The sequence below is a fragment of the Candidatus Rhabdochlamydia sp. W815 genome (assembly GCF_018642185.1).
In the GTDB taxonomy this organism is placed as follows: domain Bacteria; phylum Chlamydiota; class Chlamydiia; order Chlamydiales; family Rhabdochlamydiaceae; genus Rhabdochlamydia; species Rhabdochlamydia oedothoracis.
Genome location: NZ_JAAVTY010000023.1, coordinates 1 through 15924, shown reverse-complemented (window position 1 = coordinate 15924; position 15924 = coordinate 1). Strand labels below are relative to the sequence as shown.

Here is a 15924-nt window from a genome sequence, read left to right as displayed (position 1 = left end):
AAATATTTGTTTTCCCCTCGCGCTCCTCGCATATTGCCTATGCACATATTGACTGATTCCGCTCTGATCCAAATAGACCCTTTTTTCAGGAGAAATTGCTTCTATCTTTTTTAGATATTCCGCTCTTGCTTCCGCATTCCTTTCCTTATAAAACGCAATCTTTTTTTTCTTGTGATCTTGAGTCTTTTCAAAGCGTAAAAGATTGCTTGCAAAGTCAAACCAAAATGCTTTGCAATCTCTGATAAAAAATGATCGGGGTTTTTTTCTACATAAGCGATTAATCTCTGATCATCAATTTTCTTATAAGTGCTTTTCTTTTTTAGAGGTTCTACGTTTCCTCTTTGTTTCTTACGCTTTACCCATCGGTAGACAGTTGCAATCCCAACTTGAAATAGCTGGCTGGCCTTCATTTTGTCGTTATTTTCTTCTAGGTATTGAAGCACTCGTTTTCTTAGATCCATTGAATAAGGTTTAGGCATTTCTCTACCTCCATATATTTTGTTGGAGAAAAATATACAACTTTATCAATAATATTTTAAATAACTATATCTCTCATTAAAAAAAATCATTTAAAAAAACTCCTAAATTAAGTTAATTAAAGATTACACACTTAAAATCCGGAGTTTATATGAAAATAGGACATAGAAACCCTTCTAAACCAAATGATTACAATAGAGGAATAAGCTCTTCTCTTATGCAAACAAGAGATAAAGTTAGGAAAGTTACCAGAAAAATCCCCCGTACTTTTACAGCAGGGAAAGTGCATTTTTCCCAACTTAAAGCTAATAAAGCCTCTGAAAAAACCAGCCGCTTATTTACGCAAAAAATGAATACATTTAATAGCTAGTAAGCGCTTAATAACATCTCCACATAGAAAAGGAAGAACTCCTAAGGTTATAGCTTGTGTCCATCCTATAAAAGCTGCAAGCCAAATAGCCCCAAATAGATAAATAATTCCATCTCCTATCGATAAGATCCAAAAGAGGTTGTTTTTAGACGCAAAGCGACTTAAAAAACCCACTACTCCTGCAGCTATTATATATCCTAAGAGATACCCAGCATTAGAGCCTAATAAACGAGAGAATCCTCCTACACAAGTTGCAAATACAGGAAATCCTAAAGCTCCCTGCAATAAAAATCCTATTACAGCCAACATTGTTCTTTTTGCCCCGAATAGCACAGAAAGCGCTAGGATCAGAGTATTCTGCAATACGATGGGGACGGGAGTAAAAGGAAGGGGAATAGAAATAGGCGCAGCTAATGCAATTAAAAAACTCATTCCCAATATAATAAGTGCTTCTTGTGCATAATTTTTTGTTTCAAGCGGTATGCTTATTGTATTCATAGAAGCCTCCTAATTTGGCTTTTTAGTATGTGATAAAACCAGCTCCCAATCAGTGCAAGGGGAAGCGTATTTAGGTTCAGCATGAGTTGCCCATCCAGGCATAGCTGAAATTAAAACAGCCCCTTGTTCATTTAGCTTAAGAAATTTACCATGATCATCACTAATGCTCCGATTCAAAGAGAAACTCTTATGAACCTCTATGTCTCTGATTAAGGTTTTATACCTCATTGCATAGGTATTGGTAGTAGAAGGTGTGGTACGCCAATGGCAGGAATTGGTATGGAAAATTTTTGCAGATAAATTCTGGTATTCAGGCAGGAAATATTTATCTTTATGATCATATAGAGTGACATAGTCAACCCCTGGTAGAGTAAAAGATTCTCGCAATATTCTACACCAATGAGGCCGGTGGATATAATCATCTTCTAAAAAATAGATAATCGTCCGATCGGAAAACTTTTGCGAAGCTACATAATCGAGCATCCATAAGAAGGAAGCTGTTTCGGTTCCCCCTTGCATTTCAATCACAGGAAATCTTTTTTGCTTATGAATAAAGTGCGGCGTTTCGCAAGGGTGAGAAGCATCGAGCAAAAAAGTCACTTCAATCTTAGGATCATCGATTGTGTCTAGTAAATTAGCTAAGCAAAGCTCCCTGTCAAAAGAGCGATATCTCTCTTTATGTGCGCTTATTTTTGAATAGTGACAATAACGCACAAACACCTGGATACTCTCTTGAGTAGGCTTTTTTATCCATGAAACCAACTTACGTAATATATCCATCAAGATACTTCCTTGCTTGCTTAAAAACATTTTGCGATTCTGGAAAGGAGATTTGCTTCATCGCTTCATCTAAATCAAACCACCTTGCTTGCACAATCTCATTTGGCTGACATTCCAAGACTCCTGTTACAAGAGCTGGAAAATAACCAACGATCTTGCTCTTCTCTTGAAGAGAATAGCTTTCTGTAAAAGGCTTTAGAGAAAGAAGTTGCCGAACACGTAAACCAGTCTCTTCTTTTAATTCACGAATAGCGGTCTTTTGCGCTGTTTCTGTTTTTTCAGCTCTGCCTTTTGGGAAGCCCCAATGCTGTCCATTTAGATGTTGAATCAACAATACTTGCCATTTTCCTTTTAATTTGCGAAAAGGGATAATTCCATAAGAGGTGATCATCGTTTAATAATAAGGAGCAAAGATTAAACTGGAATTATGCCCACCAAAGCCGAAAGAATTACTAAGCGCTGCAGTCACTTTATGGGGCGTGGCTTTTACAACAATATCTAAATCTTGGACTTCTTCTTCTGGCTCTTCCAAATTAATGGTAGGATGTAACATTCCTTGACGCATCTGCTCAATCAGAGCTACCGCTTCAATTCCCCCTGCTGCACCAAGACAATGCCCAATCATTGATTTAGTAGCATTTATTTTAATATTTGCAGCATGTGATCCAAAAGTTTGTTTAATCCCCCGTATCTCACATAAATCTCCTACTTGCGTAGACGTTGCGTGTGCATTGATATAGTTAATCCGCTCTTTTGATATACCGGAATTTTTAATTGCCTGTTTCATACACAACTGAACTCCCCATCCATCTTCCCGAGGAGATGTCATATGAAAGGCATCACAATTAATAGCTCCCCCTAGATACTCACATAAAATAGGTGCATTTCTTGCCAAAGCATGTTCTAAGCTCTCTAAAACTAAAATCCCCGCTCCTTCTCCAACAACAAATCCATCTCTTTTCTTATCCCAAGGCCTAGAAGCTTTTTGAGGATCTTCATTGTATTTTGATAAAGCATGACAAGCCACAAATCCACCTACTCCAATCGGATTAATGGGAGCCTCTGTTCCCCCACATAACATAAGATCCGCCTCTCCACGAAAAATATGCTCTGCTGCTGCATGAATAGAATAGTTAGCTGTGGCACAAGCCGTAGAAATGGAGTAATTAGGTCCCATAAAACCCAATTCAATTCCCAGTAAAGCACCAGCCATATTGGTAATAATGAAAGGAACAAAAAAAGGTGTAAGACGTTTAAAACCTTCTTTTATAAGGGTTTGGGTGCCATTATAAAACATATGCATTCCACCCATACCAGAGCCTACAACCACACCGCAGCGTTGTTTATTCAGCTTTGATAACAGTTCAGGTGTTAAGAGCTGTGCTTGTTGGAGAGCCTTCTTTCCCGCTACAATTGCATAGCGAATAAAAGGATCAACCCGTCTTGCTTGTTTTTTATCTAAATAATCACCCACTTCAAAATTGCGAATGCTAGCAGAAAATCTAGTGGGGTAGTCTTGACAAGGAAATTCTTCAATAGGGATAACCCCGCTCTTTCCTGCTAGAAGCTGTTGATAAAATGTCCTTACATCTGTGCCAAAACAAGACGCAAGACCCATTCCTGTCACAACAACCCGTTTTTTCGCCATAAAAAGCTCCCTATAAAATAAGCAGTTAGGATATACAAAACAGGTTAATTTCTGCAACTTGAGAAACAAGAGGTAGCTTATATTAATAGAGATTTATTAAAAAGATAGTAAAAATTTTTTTTGAGAACTTTAAGCTTGCTTATCTGATTCAATATTTATTTTTAAATCTATAATAGAGCCCTTGTTCCATAAATCCTCCAAACGGTATCTCTCCCTTAATCCAGGCTCAAAAATATGAACCATGGTATCTAAGTAGTCGATAATAGCCCAATCGCCGTTCTGCAAGCCTTCTATATAAGAGGGCTTTAGACCTGCTTTCTTCAGTTCATCAACAATAGTGCTTGCAATAGCACTTACATGTTTATCTACATTGCCTTCTGCAATAATGACAAAATCAGCAAGCGAGCTAATGCCTCTTATATCAAGCGCTAAAATATTGCTGCCCTTTTTATCAAAAATAATCTGAGCAATTTGATTAAGATAGGGAGGAATTTCTTGAGTGTTCATAGCTTTGAAGAGTATAGGTGATTTAATTGAATATAGTCTAGTATCTTTGCAGGTACAAGATGTTTACAAAATTTTCTTTGTTGTAAACGCTGGCGTGTCATTCTACCACTAATTTCCATTAAAGGAATTTTTATAAATCCCTTTCCCAGTTTGATCTTTGCTTGAGAAGACAACTTAAGATCGATTAGTTGAGATGCGACAAACCGCGAAGCGACTAAGGGAGTCACAAGATGTAAAAGCTCTTCTATCCGATGCCAAAGATGTAAGTTGGGTAAAAGATCTTCTCCCAACAAAAGAAAAAGATCTATTTCCCCTCTTTTTTTTAACCTCTCGACCGTATCTATCGTATAAGGTTCCTGCATTTGAATTTCCCAGTCTAGTAAAGCAAATGAGGGAACCTTCTCAATCACCAACTGCAGCATGTGAATGCGATGTTCTATAGAAGCATCAGGGGTTTTAAAAGCAGTACTTTTGGCAGGACAAATGAAAACCTGGTCTAGATGAGCGTATTCTAACAAATTAATCACCAGATTTAAATGGCCAAAATGAAAAGGATCAAAACTGCCACCAAATAAACCAATTTTTTGCTTTCTCAAAGAATAGCCCATCCATTTTTATCAGCAACCTTCTTAAGCACCCGATCGGGATTGACACCAATTGCTGTTCCTGCAGCTTCTAAAAAGGGTAAATCTAAATGGCTATCCGAGTAAGCTGTGATATTTTTATGATCAACACAGAGCTTTTGAGCTAATTCTAACATATAAAAAGCTTTCTGCTTGCCTGCTAGAACAAAGCCAACAGCGGATAGTTTTCCTTCAGCATCAATTGCATAATCAGTTGCTTTCCAAGCATGAAACCCTAACTTTAAAGCAAACTTTTTAACTAAAAAATCAGGAGAGTTTGATAAAAGAAGAGTATAATGCCCTAAGTGTTGAGCCAGCTTTAAATGAGCAACAGATGGTAAATAAAGCAGCTGATTAAAATATTCTTCAACAAATAAATCAGCTGCTTGCTCTAATAGGGATAACTGACGTCCGGATAACGTCTGAAAAAAAACTGCTCGATGTAACTCAAGCAAATTTTTTTCCAGTATATAGTAACGAAAATAAGAATAGACAGCATAAAATAAATGATTATAGCTTAACATGTTTTGTCTAATTAAATAGCGACAAAAAGCCAAGCTGCAATTACAGGTTGTTAAAGTGTAATCTAAATCAAATACGCTTAAATGCATCCAGTTCTTATTTAGATTAAGCATTGACTTCTGTCAAATCTCCATCTCCGCTATCTTTTTTATTTTTTTCTCTATATCAAGAATGGAAGTGTTAATTTTTTTCAAAACACTTTTATCGGTTTCCACTAGCTCTCTGTACATGATTGTTTTTTCAAAGTCAAGGCCAGAACCTCCTAATAGTTTACGATACTGCTCTAGTTGGTCTTTTAATTCCTTACACCTATTTTTCTTTTCAAAAAGAATAATCTGTAATTGCGCAAGAGCTTTTTGATCATCTTCTGATAACAACATCAGGGTTTTTTCTTTATTATCATTAATTAGATCTTTAACCTGCTTAAAAAGCCTCTCTAACATTTGCTTTTCAGATTGTTTCCACCGATTCTGTTGAAAAGTTTCTTCCAAAGCCTTATTCTGCAAAGTTATTTGCTCAAGACTTAACTCACTGGCTTGTTGTATCAAATTCTTCAAGTCACAGCTAAGTTTTTCTAAACGATCTTTTTTTTCTTTTTCTTTTTCTTGCAGTTTTTGCGTGTGTATTTTTTCTGCTTCACGGGCTTTTTCTAAAATAGGCTTTTTTACATTATATAATTGCTCTTTAAGCATTTGCACTTCTTCTCGTCCCAATAAAACAGTTTTTATGAAGGCCAGGATTTCCGTGATTTGTCGATCACATTCTTGAAGCGATGTTTCTTCATTAACAGAAGCTACAAATGCCTGGATTTTTTCTGCTACTTGATCAAACCCTTGTTTAAAGAGCAGTTTTTTCTCTTGGGTTTCTTTTTTTCTTTCTTTTTCATAATTTTTGATCTCATCCCAACAAGTACTTAACTTAACACGCGTTTCAGTAAAAACATGGGTATTTAGTGTCAAAACTTTAGCAATTTGCTGTAAATATTTAATTTCTTTTCTTAAAACATATCCCGGGATCTGTGTCAGCTCTTTTTCACGGAATTGAGAATATACAAAACACTCTACATCTTGACTAAATTGCTCAGAAATTTGCTTGATTAGTTCTTTACGCCTAGGAAAAACTTGATTTCCACATAAAGATAACCTTTCTAGCAGTTTATTTTTTATGCGAATGCGCATCTCTGTTTTAAGAAGCTCTTTACGCAAAGAGTTAATTTTTACAGCTAATGCATTTAATAATTGCAATTCGCGTTGAATAGTCGCATAAAGCTCTCTATTTTTTTGGAGAGAAAAACATTCTTCAGAGATTACAACATCTGCAATCAGCTCAAGCACTACATTCATGTCTGCTACATCTTTTTCTAGTGCTTGAATGGCTAATTCAATTTGTTCAACCGCAAACGCTGACTGCTGATCTACAATTTCCTTTAATTGCTTTGCTTCTGAAGCAAGCTCAATATAAGAATTCCATAAATCAGCACGAATTGAGATAGGCATATCTTCCTTGAATAAAGAAAGACAAATTTTTCTAACTTCCCAAAAATCCTTAAAGCGAGGAGAACTTCCTTGAGATAAGGTTTGACGCATAAATTCCAGACTTAATCGGATCTTTTTTTCAATATGTATTTCACCGTGAAATTGCTCGAGAAACTCTATTAATGAATGGGTACTATTTTTTTCATTCATATCGTTTGGGTAAGCATCAGACACGTCTCCTTGAGAATTATCTTTTTCGCTTTGTTTCTGCTTCGCAGTAAGTTCAGCAATACTTTCATTGCTGAAGTTCTTTCCGGATTCGCCTTTCATATCGTGATCTGAATTCATTGTACTGATGGTTGTGTTCTGTTTCAGAAAAAATTGGTTTTAAAGTTATAAACAGAAAAATACTAAATCATCTTAGTTTTTTGGTGAAGGATGAACCTGTCATTAACAAATTTATTTTGCAAAAAATAACAAAATAGCTTATTTAGTATTTTTTTTTGTATATAAAAAAAGTAAAAAATTTAAAAGCTTTGTTCATAATCTCTAATGATTATTTCAGCCGCTATTTCTACTGAAACTTTGTTAAGGTTCAGCCAGCGAAATAAGGGCTCCTTACGAAACCAGGTGAATTGTCTTTTAGCATATCTTCTTGAAGATTGCTTAAAAAGTGTAATAAATTGCTGCAAATCTTCTTGTGTTTTAGATGATTGTAAATAGCTTAAGCATTGACGATAACCAATTGCTTGGGAAGCGGTTTGATTCTTGCTTAATCCTTGCAATTCTAGCTGCTTTACCTCTTCAACAAATCCCTTTTGCAGCATTTCATCGCATCTTTTTTCAATTCTAGGATACAGGATCTCTTTTGGCATGTATAAAAACCAACAGCGAAAATCATATGTCTCTGATAATTCTGAAATAACCGGTAGCAGGGCTGATACCTTATTTTTAGTCACAGAAATAATCTCTAAAGCACGCACAATTTTTTGTCTATCTTTCGATGTAACAGTCATTGCATAATCTGGATCCAATGTTTTTAAACGTTCGTAAAGCACTTCTGTACCGAGGGTATCCATCTCTATTTCTAGTTTTGCCCTTAAGTCCGGTTTAGATGAAGGACCACTAGGAGGGCCATAGATTAAGGAATGGATGTAAAAACCGGTTCCGCCGACTATAATGGGAACAGCTCCTCGATCCAGAATCTCTTTAATTGCTGAATTTGCTTCCTTACAAAATTCTACCACATTAAATGTTTCATCTAAACATCGGCTATCAATCAAATGGTGAATAACTTCGCTTCTATCTTCTAAACTGGCTTTAGCAGTACCAATATCCATCCCTCGATAAACTTGCATAGAATCTGCTGAAATGATTTCACCGCCAATTGCCTTAGCAATTAATAAAGATAATGCGGTTTTACCCACTCCAGTAGGCCCTGCAATAATAATTACCTTTTTCTTTTGAGACCTTGGAATCAATTTATGGGTTTGCTCTAAGGGAAACTGCGTTAATAAAAGCTGGAGTTCTTTATCTTCACAAATACCTACAGTGCCCACATCTACTCTCTTTGTAACTCATATTGCGACTTTCTTAAGTTAGCACACCTCTTTTTTTTGAAAGCATGCAAAAGAATCGCTTAAATTCTAAGATCAAATCAAAGAACCTCTACTCGCACGCGACAGTTAAAACGCGCACCAATAGCGCCAGCAATAATCCTTAAAGAACGAATCGTGCGTCCTTGTCTACCTACTACTTTAGCCACATCATGAGCAGAAACTCTCACTTCAACAGTGGTTTCTTTCTGATTATCAATCACTTGAACATTTACCTCTTCAGGAGAGTCAACTATGTTTTTAATAATATAAGCAATAAATTCTTTCATAATTTTAATCATCCCTAATGGTACTATTTGAAAAAATCTGGTTAAACACATTCTTAGCTAACATACTAATTGAGCTTCAATAAGATATCACTAAAAAATAAAAGAGAAATATCCTTCAAAAGGATAAAAAAAATTGAACTCTTGCCAACAGAACTCATTAAAGAGTATAAGCTCAAATTAAACCTTCTCGCGTCTTGGATCAGAAGGCGAACCAAAACAGCGCTAGCTGTAATCGTTCTGAGGTTTAAGACGCACTTTGTACAAAAGCTAATTTTGATAAACGCAGATCGATCACTTTTTCTCTTAGACGTAAAAAGGGCTGGTTTATCTGTAATACTACCCTCTTTTTTTCTTGCTCAATCAATTCCTCCTTTAAATTCAAATAATTCACAAGTTGTTCTTTATAATTTTTTGTACCTAAACGAAGAAGGTGAGGAAAAATCATTTGTTGTTCTAGTCCATTTTGCCATTGTAAGATGATATTATCCACTTTTAGAACAATCTCTCTTTTACCACAACTAGAAGCAAATGCATGAGAGAGATCGATCCGTACCACATTGGATAATCCCACTTCATGAATCAGTTGAAGCAAAGAAAAAACCAGATTTACATAAGTACCGGTCATGGCTTCTTTCCATCTCACAACGGGTTTATCAGGGTCCGTAGATCGCCTGCCAAAAGAAGACAACCCAAAGTAGATATACGGCAGGTTTTTAGGAGAAAGAAAAGGATAGAAAGGAAAAGGGTAACCCGCTTTATCCATTACCACATTTTCGTAGTCCTCAACCCATGCAACTGGTTGACGAATCGTATAATCTATGTAAAGAGTGGCAGGCTTTAATACTTTTACATCTGCCTGAGCGATTAAAGGAGAAGAAAGCAACCGCTGTTTAGCTAGCTCTTCATTAAAAAAAATTATACTAGTTGGAACATCGCGAGAAATTTGCAAAAGTTCCGCTAAATATTCTGTTTTCAAAGCTTCTTTTTGGGGACCTGTTTGGATAATGGAGTGGATTTGATTGTCATAGCTAAAGGCTTTTTGGTGTTTTTTTTTTAAATACTGCTTTAGATAAGCAAAAGACCCTCCTGTACATAGAAGCGTAGAAACAATAATCCAACCAATTGCATAAGAAAGAGGTAAACGTATAGAGAGTTTTAATCGAGATATCATCTAAAGATTTTCCATAATATCATAAGATAGGCTACTGATGTCTCCAGCCCCCATAGTTATTAGACAGTCCCCTGTTTGTAGGATTTTTACAAGCTGACAAGATAATTTGCTACGGGAGAAGTAATAAGCAGGACGCTTAATTTCCTTGTTAATTTCGCGTAATAAAAGCCCTTCATCGATCTCTTTAATAGGAGCCTCTCCAGCTGTGTAAATGTCTGTAATAACCACTATATCCGCAGCTTCAAAAGCAGCCCCAAACTCATTTAAACAAGCCAGGGTACGCGAATAACGATGAGGTTGAAAAGCCAAAACAATCCTTGCTGATCCTACTGCATTTTTTATAGCTCTTAAAGTTGTAAGGACTTCCGTAGGGTGATGAGCATAATCATCATAAAAAATGACCCCTTTTGCTTCTCCTTTACACTCTAGACGTCGATTTATCCCCTTAAAGCTCATAAAAGCACTGCGGATTTTTTCTTCCATCATCCCTAATTTAAGGCAAAGACCAAATACTGCAGATGCATTGAGTATATTATGCCTACCTATTATGGGTATTTCTATCTCTTTATAACGTTTATTTTCAAAACAAATAGTAAATATATTCCTCCATTTATCTTGACGATGGCTTTCTATAAATAGTGCATTTTTTTTATCAAACCCATAACTATACCCTTTAGTTACAATCTCCGATAACCACGGGTTATCCCCATGCCAAAAAAAATGCTCCCATGAGATAATTGAGTCAATAAACTTCTGGAATCCCCTAACCAATCCATTCATTGTTTGCCAGTAATCAAGATGATCACGATCGATATTTGTGATAATTGCCCCGAAAGGGGTATATTTTAAAAAAGACCCATCGCTCTCATCTGCTTCTGCAATAAAATAACGCCCTTTTCCATAGCCTGCATTAGCATTTAAACCACGGATAAATCCCCCTATTGCAAAACTTGGCTGCATCTCTTTTTCAAGCAAGATATGAGCTAAAAGAGAAGAACTTGTGGTCTTTCCATGAGTTCCTGTTACTAATAAAGCTTCTTGAGGCTGCATAATTAAGGCGAGTAGATCAGATCTATGCAAAATACTAAGCTTATGCGATTTTGCAAACATAAGCTCTGAGTTATCAGAAGAAATAGCGCTGCTGTAAACAACAGCAGCATCTAAAGGAATTTGCTCTTTTTTATGCCCAATAAAGATCTTAGCTCCTTTTTTTTGCAACCCACTTGTAATGCAAGAGTGCACGGTATCGCTTCCACTAACCATTGCGCCTTTTTCTAGAGCAATTAACGCCAAACCACTCATTCCAATCCCACCAATACCAATGAAATAATAGTGTTTGTTATACATGTAGAGTCTCTATAATGAGATCGCTCATTTCTCTTTTTTCACTCTTGAGATTTTGCAGAGAAACACGCATTTGCTCTCCTAATTCTGGATTTTTATAAAATGTATCTAAAAACTCTAAGATTACTCTTTGCATGTCGATTCCCTCTTTAACTACATAAGCTGCGGATAGACGCTCCAGAAACAAAGCATTTTCTCTTTGGTGCTGCTCTGTTGCATAAGGATAAGGAACAAGTATTGCAGGCACTTGGTAGTGAATGATTTCAGCTATTGTAGCAGCGCCTGATCTACAAAGAGCTAAATCTGCCGCATAGAAGACTTGGCTCATATTTTTCTCAAAGGTTTTAATGGATGCGGGAATATTATGCCTTTTACAGAACTGCTCTACTTCAACAGATATTGATCTACCAGCTAAATGGATGATCTGAAAAGGTATCTCTTTAGCAAGTAAGTGCTTGCAAATACTTAATACAGAATGATTAATAGCAGATGCTCCTTGAGAACCTCCAAAAATCAAAAGAGTAAAGCGATGAGGAGCTAATTGAAGTTGCTCTCTTGCCTTTACTTGCGATAGAGTAGACTCTTTTACTCTTAAAGGCCAAGCCACTTCTATCAGATTCCCCTTGATTTTCTTTGCGAGAGGTAGATGAATTGCGGTATGAGTAGCAAAAGAGGAAAAAAACCTGGTTACTTTTCCTGCTACTGTATTCGATTCGAATAGCATGAACGGTCTTTTTTGCAATTTTGCTGCACATAAAATAGGGAAGGCATGAAAACTGCCAAAACCGATGATAAGATCTGGTTTAAAGCCTTTAAGAAAAAAATAACTTTGAGCAACTGCTTTGAGTAAAGCATATAGCGCCCCTAAACATCTGGTTAATCCTTTCTGAAAAGGTGTTTTGGCCAAAATTTCATGAAACTTAAAACTCTTTCTGTCAAAATATAGATTTTCTTTTAACCCAGATCCAACAAAGAGAACTTCTATCTCTTTTTCTTGCAGCTTTTTAGCAATCTCTTGTGCGGGCAAGAGGTGTCCACCTGTTCCTCCTGCAGCGATTATCACTTTTTTTTTAATCATCATTTTTCAGTTGTTGTTTAGATTCTTCTGCTACTTTTATAATAACGGTTAGTGCGAGCATATTTGCAATTAAAGAAGACCCTCCTTGGCTAAAAAAAGGAAGATTCGTGCCCTTGCTAGGTAATAATCCTGAAACTATGCCTAGGTTTAAAAAAGCTTGAAAACAAATCAGAAAGGTAAAACTTGCCACAAGATAAAACCCACCGATTTCCTTTACCTGCAACGCAATAGCAAAACCACAAAACGCTACCATAGCATACAGAAAAATCAGAATACTCATCCCAATAAAACCACACTCCTCTGCAAAAATGGCTGCAATATAATCACATCTTGCCTCTGGAAGATACTCTAGCTTTTGTAAACTCTCTCCGATTCCTCTGCCAAATAACCTACCAGAGCCCGCTGCAATTCTTGCTTGATAAGGTTGATGTCCCTTGCCTTTCAGATCGTATTCTGGATGTAAATAGATCTTTAATCGATCTGATACATGAGGCATTTGTGAAGCAACCACAGCACCTATACAGCAAATAATGGCTAAAGGCAGTGCCCAGTATACCCAATTAATCTGGCTTAAGATGAACAAAACAATTAAAGCAGAGAGAATAATGGCCACTGTTCCATTATCGGGCTCAATTAAGATTAAGCCTAAAGGAATACAAATAACACCTAGCAAGCGTAAAAATTGCAGCCAATCCAAAGAGCTTTTTTGTTTAGTGACCGCATAGATATAATACAAAGGGATTACATACTTGACAAACTCTGAAGGCTGTAAAGAATTTCCAAACAGACTAATCCAACGACGAGCTCCATTGAGTTTAGGCCCAAATACCAAAACGAGAATTAAACCTATAACCCCTAAAAAAAGTAGCAATGGACTCAATGACAAAAGAGATCGATATCCCACCGACCAAATAGCAATCACGCCTATTGCGCTTATAGCTGCATAGAGAAGTTGTTTTACTAATGCATAATAAAGGCTACGGTCTGAAAAACGATCTAGAATTTGTGCAGAGGTTGTATTAAAGACCATAACAAGGCCTAATACAAAAAGCACAGAAATAGAGCTGAGCATGATAAAGGCGTAACGATTCATAAAAATCGATCCTTGAAAACAAAAGCTATACTCGTTTACATTCAAATTAAGAAGTTGAATATATAAACATTTTTATAAAAAGAATAACCTATTCTTGCAAGATAGAGCAGCTTTTTCAAAAAAACTCAGTTATGCAATTCTTAATTTGAAAGAAAACTAGTGTATTAACGAATACGCAATTTATCCCCAGGTCGTAGTTTTCGAGCTTTTTCCTCGCTCATCTCATTTAGATTCAAAAGAATTTCTAGCTTAATATTATTTTTCTTTGCAATAATCGAAGGATTATCTCCTTCTTTTACAATATAGTATTGGGTTGTCTCTTCCAAAACAGGGCTTGCGGTATGATTAGAAGGAATTTTCAGAATCTGGCCAATACGCAAATGAGATGTTTGCAACCCATTTAGTCGCATAATTTCATGAACCGTAGTATGATGTTGGCGAGCAATTTTTTCCAACATATCCCCTTTTTTGATAGTAACCTCTTGTCCAGCTAGTTTTTCCGTTTTATTTTCCAAAATAGCAACTTGCCTAGGTTCTCCTGCAATAACAGGATTTTGGATGACTACAGGTTGTTCTACAGTATTTAAGCGTTGCTTTGCAAATTGTTCTAAAGCGTGATCTACAGCATCTCCTTTTTGAATAACTACTTCCTTTTTAGGAGAACCATCTACAATAGGCTTCAATGGTTCTGGCTGATAGCACGTATTATGCATATGTGGCTTTAGGGCGCTGGCAAATAAAATAATTAATAAACCTGCATTAACCAATACAGCAATAATAATGGTATCTTTACGACTCATAACTCTTAAATCTCCCCATCTCTTAATAAGCGCACTTGATACTGAAATTCTTTTCCTCTATGAGCATAGTCACAAAACATATCAAAACTTGCACATCCTGGTGAAAGTAAGACGCTCTCTTTTTCCTTGGCAAGCTTTTTTGCCATAATTACTGCTGTTTGCATGGAGTCAACGCATATAACGGGAACAAAAGGATGCAGTTCCTGTTGTATTTTTTTTGCTGCTAAGCCAATTGCTATAATTTGTCTTACTTTTCCTGAAAAAGGTTTTTTCCAGACTGCATATGAGCTTCCCTTATCAACCCCTCCGGCAATCAGGATAACTTCCCCTTTCATTGCGCGTACAGCACAAATAACCGCATCTATATTTGTGCCTTTACTATCATCATAGTAATCAACTCCAGCAATAGAAGCTATATATTCTAATCGGTGTGGAGGCCTACAAAATGTGGTTAAAGCTTTCGTAAATTGTGTGTGGGAAATACCAAAAGGTTTACAAAGAGCCCAAGCTGCTAATGCATTTTCCCTTTCATGCTCTGCACATTCTCTATATAGTACCGATGAAAAATATTCAAGATCTTTTTGATAAAAACCTAATGTTTTATATTCGTTTCTTTCCAAAAGAAAACCAAACCGCTCCACCACTTTCTCATGTACAAATAAAGAACCTCTCTCTTTTATACAATTTTGTAGACGTAGCTTTGCTCTAGCATAAGCTTGCATATTAGAATAACGATCTAAATGATCTGGTGTAATATTAAGAACAACCGCTTGATCAAATACAGGAGAGTCTAAAGTTTCCAGTTGAAAAGAGCTCAATTCAACCACAAGAACCTCTGCTTTTCGAGGAGCAAGCACATAAGAACAAAGAGGCATGCCCACATTCCCCATTGCTTTTGCATAAATTCCACTTGCCTTTAGAATATGTTCTACCATTAGAGTTACAGTAGTTTTACCATTGGTTCCTGTCACCGCTATTAAAGGCGCTGAAATAAAAGGCAGGGCTAATCCTACCTCTGTGACAATAGAAATACCCCTATCTTTAGCAGTTGTATAGATTACATGTTTAGGATTAACTCCCGGTGAAATAACGCATTGATCTATTTCCTCCCAACAAATAGCTCCAAAATCGGGAATACACTTTAAGCCAAGCTCTTCTAAACGAAGAGCTTCTTTAAGATCCAAGTAATCATCAAAAGCACATACGTTTTTTTTATGGAATAAAAGTAATTCCGCAGCAGCCCTTCCGCTTTTTCCCAGTCCCAGGATAAGAGCCCTTTTCATAAAACCCTCTAAATACCAAACGGTTAAAGCTTATGCTTATTTTCAACTAAAACTACAAGATTTGTGATTTAAAAACTATAGATGAACCTATCTTGAATTGACTATAAATTTTCATTAGGATGCATGGTTTTTTTATTAGACCTCTTTCAAAACCCATTAACATAGCTCCAGATTGGCCCTTTCAACCTTGAAGTGCACAAAAAAGAACATATAAATACTTGAAAAAACATCTATTGTGCACCCGAGCATAGCATGTTTGTAGATAATCTCGTAAACACTTCTAGTGGAGTTTCGAAGTTGAGAGCCTTTCTAGGTCTGTTATTTAGTAAAGTTTCCACCCTTTCTATATCCTTAGAAGTCGTATCTAAAA

Annotated in this window: 18 protein-coding genes; 1 reads left to right on the top strand and 17 read right to left on the bottom strand. The window is 36.4% G+C overall.

The window, feature by feature from the left end; all coding sequences use genetic code 11:
- Window positions 1-110 precede the first annotated feature (110 nt).
- Complete coding sequence (locus tag RHOW815_RS02950; RefSeq protein WP_215216866.1) at window positions 111-479, bottom strand: IS630 transposase-related protein; 369 nt, start codon at window positions 477-479, stop codon at window positions 111-113.
- Window positions 480-628: 149 nt separating this feature from the next.
- Between RHOW815_RS02950 and RHOW815_RS02945 the strand changes: the two genes are divergently transcribed.
- Complete coding sequence (locus tag RHOW815_RS02945) at window positions 629-847, top strand: hypothetical protein (RefSeq protein WP_215216865.1); 219 nt, start codon at window positions 629-631, stop codon at window positions 845-847.
- On the opposite strand, the gene RHOW815_RS02940 is transcribed toward RHOW815_RS02945, so the two are convergent.
- From RHOW815_RS02940 to murD, 16 genes are all read right to left on the bottom strand, one after another.
- Window positions 812-1345 (bottom strand): biotin transporter BioY, encoded by a 534-nt coding sequence (locus RHOW815_RS02940; RefSeq protein ID WP_215216864.1) that lies wholly within the window; start codon window positions 1343-1345, stop codon window positions 812-814. The two genes, RHOW815_RS02945 and RHOW815_RS02940, sit on opposite strands and share 36 nt — an antisense overlap.
- 9 nt (window positions 1346-1354) lie before the next feature.
- Window positions 1355-2125: a hypothetical protein gene (locus RHOW815_RS02935; protein ID WP_215216863.1), complete on the bottom strand. Its 771-nt coding sequence runs from the start codon at window positions 2123-2125 to the stop codon at window positions 1355-1357.
- Window positions 2109-2516 (bottom strand): bis(5'-nucleosyl)-tetraphosphatase, encoded by a 408-nt coding sequence (locus tag RHOW815_RS02930; protein ID WP_215216862.1) that lies wholly within the window; start codon window positions 2514-2516, stop codon window positions 2109-2111. The genes RHOW815_RS02935 and RHOW815_RS02930 overlap by 17 nt, the downstream gene beginning before the upstream one ends.
- 3 nt (window positions 2517-2519) lie before the next feature.
- Window positions 2520-3773 (bottom strand): beta-ketoacyl-ACP synthase II, encoded by a 1254-nt coding sequence (fabF, locus tag RHOW815_RS02925; protein WP_215216861.1) that lies wholly within the window; start codon window positions 3771-3773, stop codon window positions 2520-2522.
- A gap of 129 nt (window positions 3774-3902) precedes the next feature.
- Entirely contained in the window at window positions 3903-4280 is a 378-nt protein-coding gene (gene rsfS / locus RHOW815_RS02920) for a ribosome silencing factor (RefSeq protein WP_215216860.1), read from the bottom strand.
- Window positions 4277-4876 (bottom strand): nicotinate (nicotinamide) nucleotide adenylyltransferase, encoded by a 600-nt coding sequence (gene nadD / locus RHOW815_RS02915; protein ID WP_215216859.1) that lies wholly within the window; start codon window positions 4874-4876, stop codon window positions 4277-4279. The genes rsfS and nadD overlap by 4 nt, the downstream gene beginning before the upstream one ends.
- Window positions 4873-5538, bottom strand: coding sequence for an HAD family hydrolase (locus RHOW815_RS02910; RefSeq protein WP_215216858.1), 666 nt, complete (start codon window positions 5536-5538; stop codon window positions 4873-4875). The genes nadD and RHOW815_RS02910 overlap by 4 nt, the downstream gene beginning before the upstream one ends.
- Before the next feature lie 9 nt (window positions 5539-5547).
- On the bottom strand, window positions 5548-7248 hold the full coding sequence (locus RHOW815_RS02905) for a hypothetical protein (RefSeq protein WP_215216857.1): 1701 nt from the start codon (window positions 7246-7248) through the stop codon (window positions 5548-5550).
- 179 nt (window positions 7249-7427) lie between these two features.
- The gene (gene miaA / locus RHOW815_RS02900; protein ID WP_215216856.1) at window positions 7428-8459 is read right to left on the bottom strand and encodes a tRNA (adenosine(37)-N6)-dimethylallyltransferase MiaA; all 1032 of its coding nucleotides are present in this window, start codon (window positions 8457-8459) and stop codon (window positions 7428-7430) included.
- Between the two features lie 98 nt (window positions 8460-8557).
- The gene (locus RHOW815_RS02895; RefSeq protein ID WP_215216855.1) at window positions 8558-8785 is read right to left on the bottom strand and encodes a KH domain-containing protein; all 228 of its coding nucleotides are present in this window, start codon (window positions 8783-8785) and stop codon (window positions 8558-8560) included.
- Between the two features lie 244 nt (window positions 8786-9029).
- Window positions 9030-9956: a cell division protein FtsQ/DivIB gene (locus tag RHOW815_RS02890; protein WP_215216854.1), complete on the bottom strand. Its 927-nt coding sequence runs from the start codon at window positions 9954-9956 to the stop codon at window positions 9030-9032.
- Window positions 9957-11303: a UDP-N-acetylmuramate--L-alanine ligase gene (gene murC / locus RHOW815_RS02885; protein WP_215216853.1), complete on the bottom strand. Its 1347-nt coding sequence runs from the start codon at window positions 11301-11303 to the stop codon at window positions 9957-9959.
- Window positions 11296-12381, bottom strand: coding sequence for an undecaprenyldiphospho-muramoylpentapeptide beta-N-acetylglucosaminyltransferase (murG, locus tag RHOW815_RS02880; RefSeq protein WP_215216852.1), 1086 nt, complete (start codon window positions 12379-12381; stop codon window positions 11296-11298). Before murG ends, murC begins: the two co-directional genes overlap by 8 nt.
- Complete coding sequence (locus tag RHOW815_RS02875) at window positions 12371-13516, bottom strand: FtsW/RodA/SpoVE family cell cycle protein (protein WP_251368212.1); 1146 nt, start codon at window positions 13514-13516, stop codon at window positions 12371-12373. The genes murG and RHOW815_RS02875 overlap by 11 nt, the downstream gene beginning before the upstream one ends.
- A gap of 119 nt (window positions 13517-13635) precedes the next feature.
- A complete protein-coding gene (locus tag RHOW815_RS02870) occupies window positions 13636-14271 on the bottom strand; it encodes a LysM peptidoglycan-binding domain-containing protein (RefSeq protein WP_215216851.1) in 636 nt (211 codons plus the stop codon).
- A 5-nt stretch (window positions 14272-14276) separates the two neighbouring features.
- On the bottom strand, window positions 14277-15554 hold the full coding sequence (gene murD / locus RHOW815_RS02865) for a UDP-N-acetylmuramoyl-L-alanine--D-glutamate ligase (protein WP_215216850.1): 1278 nt from the start codon (window positions 15552-15554) through the stop codon (window positions 14277-14279).
- Window positions 15555-15924 lie beyond the last annotated feature (370 nt).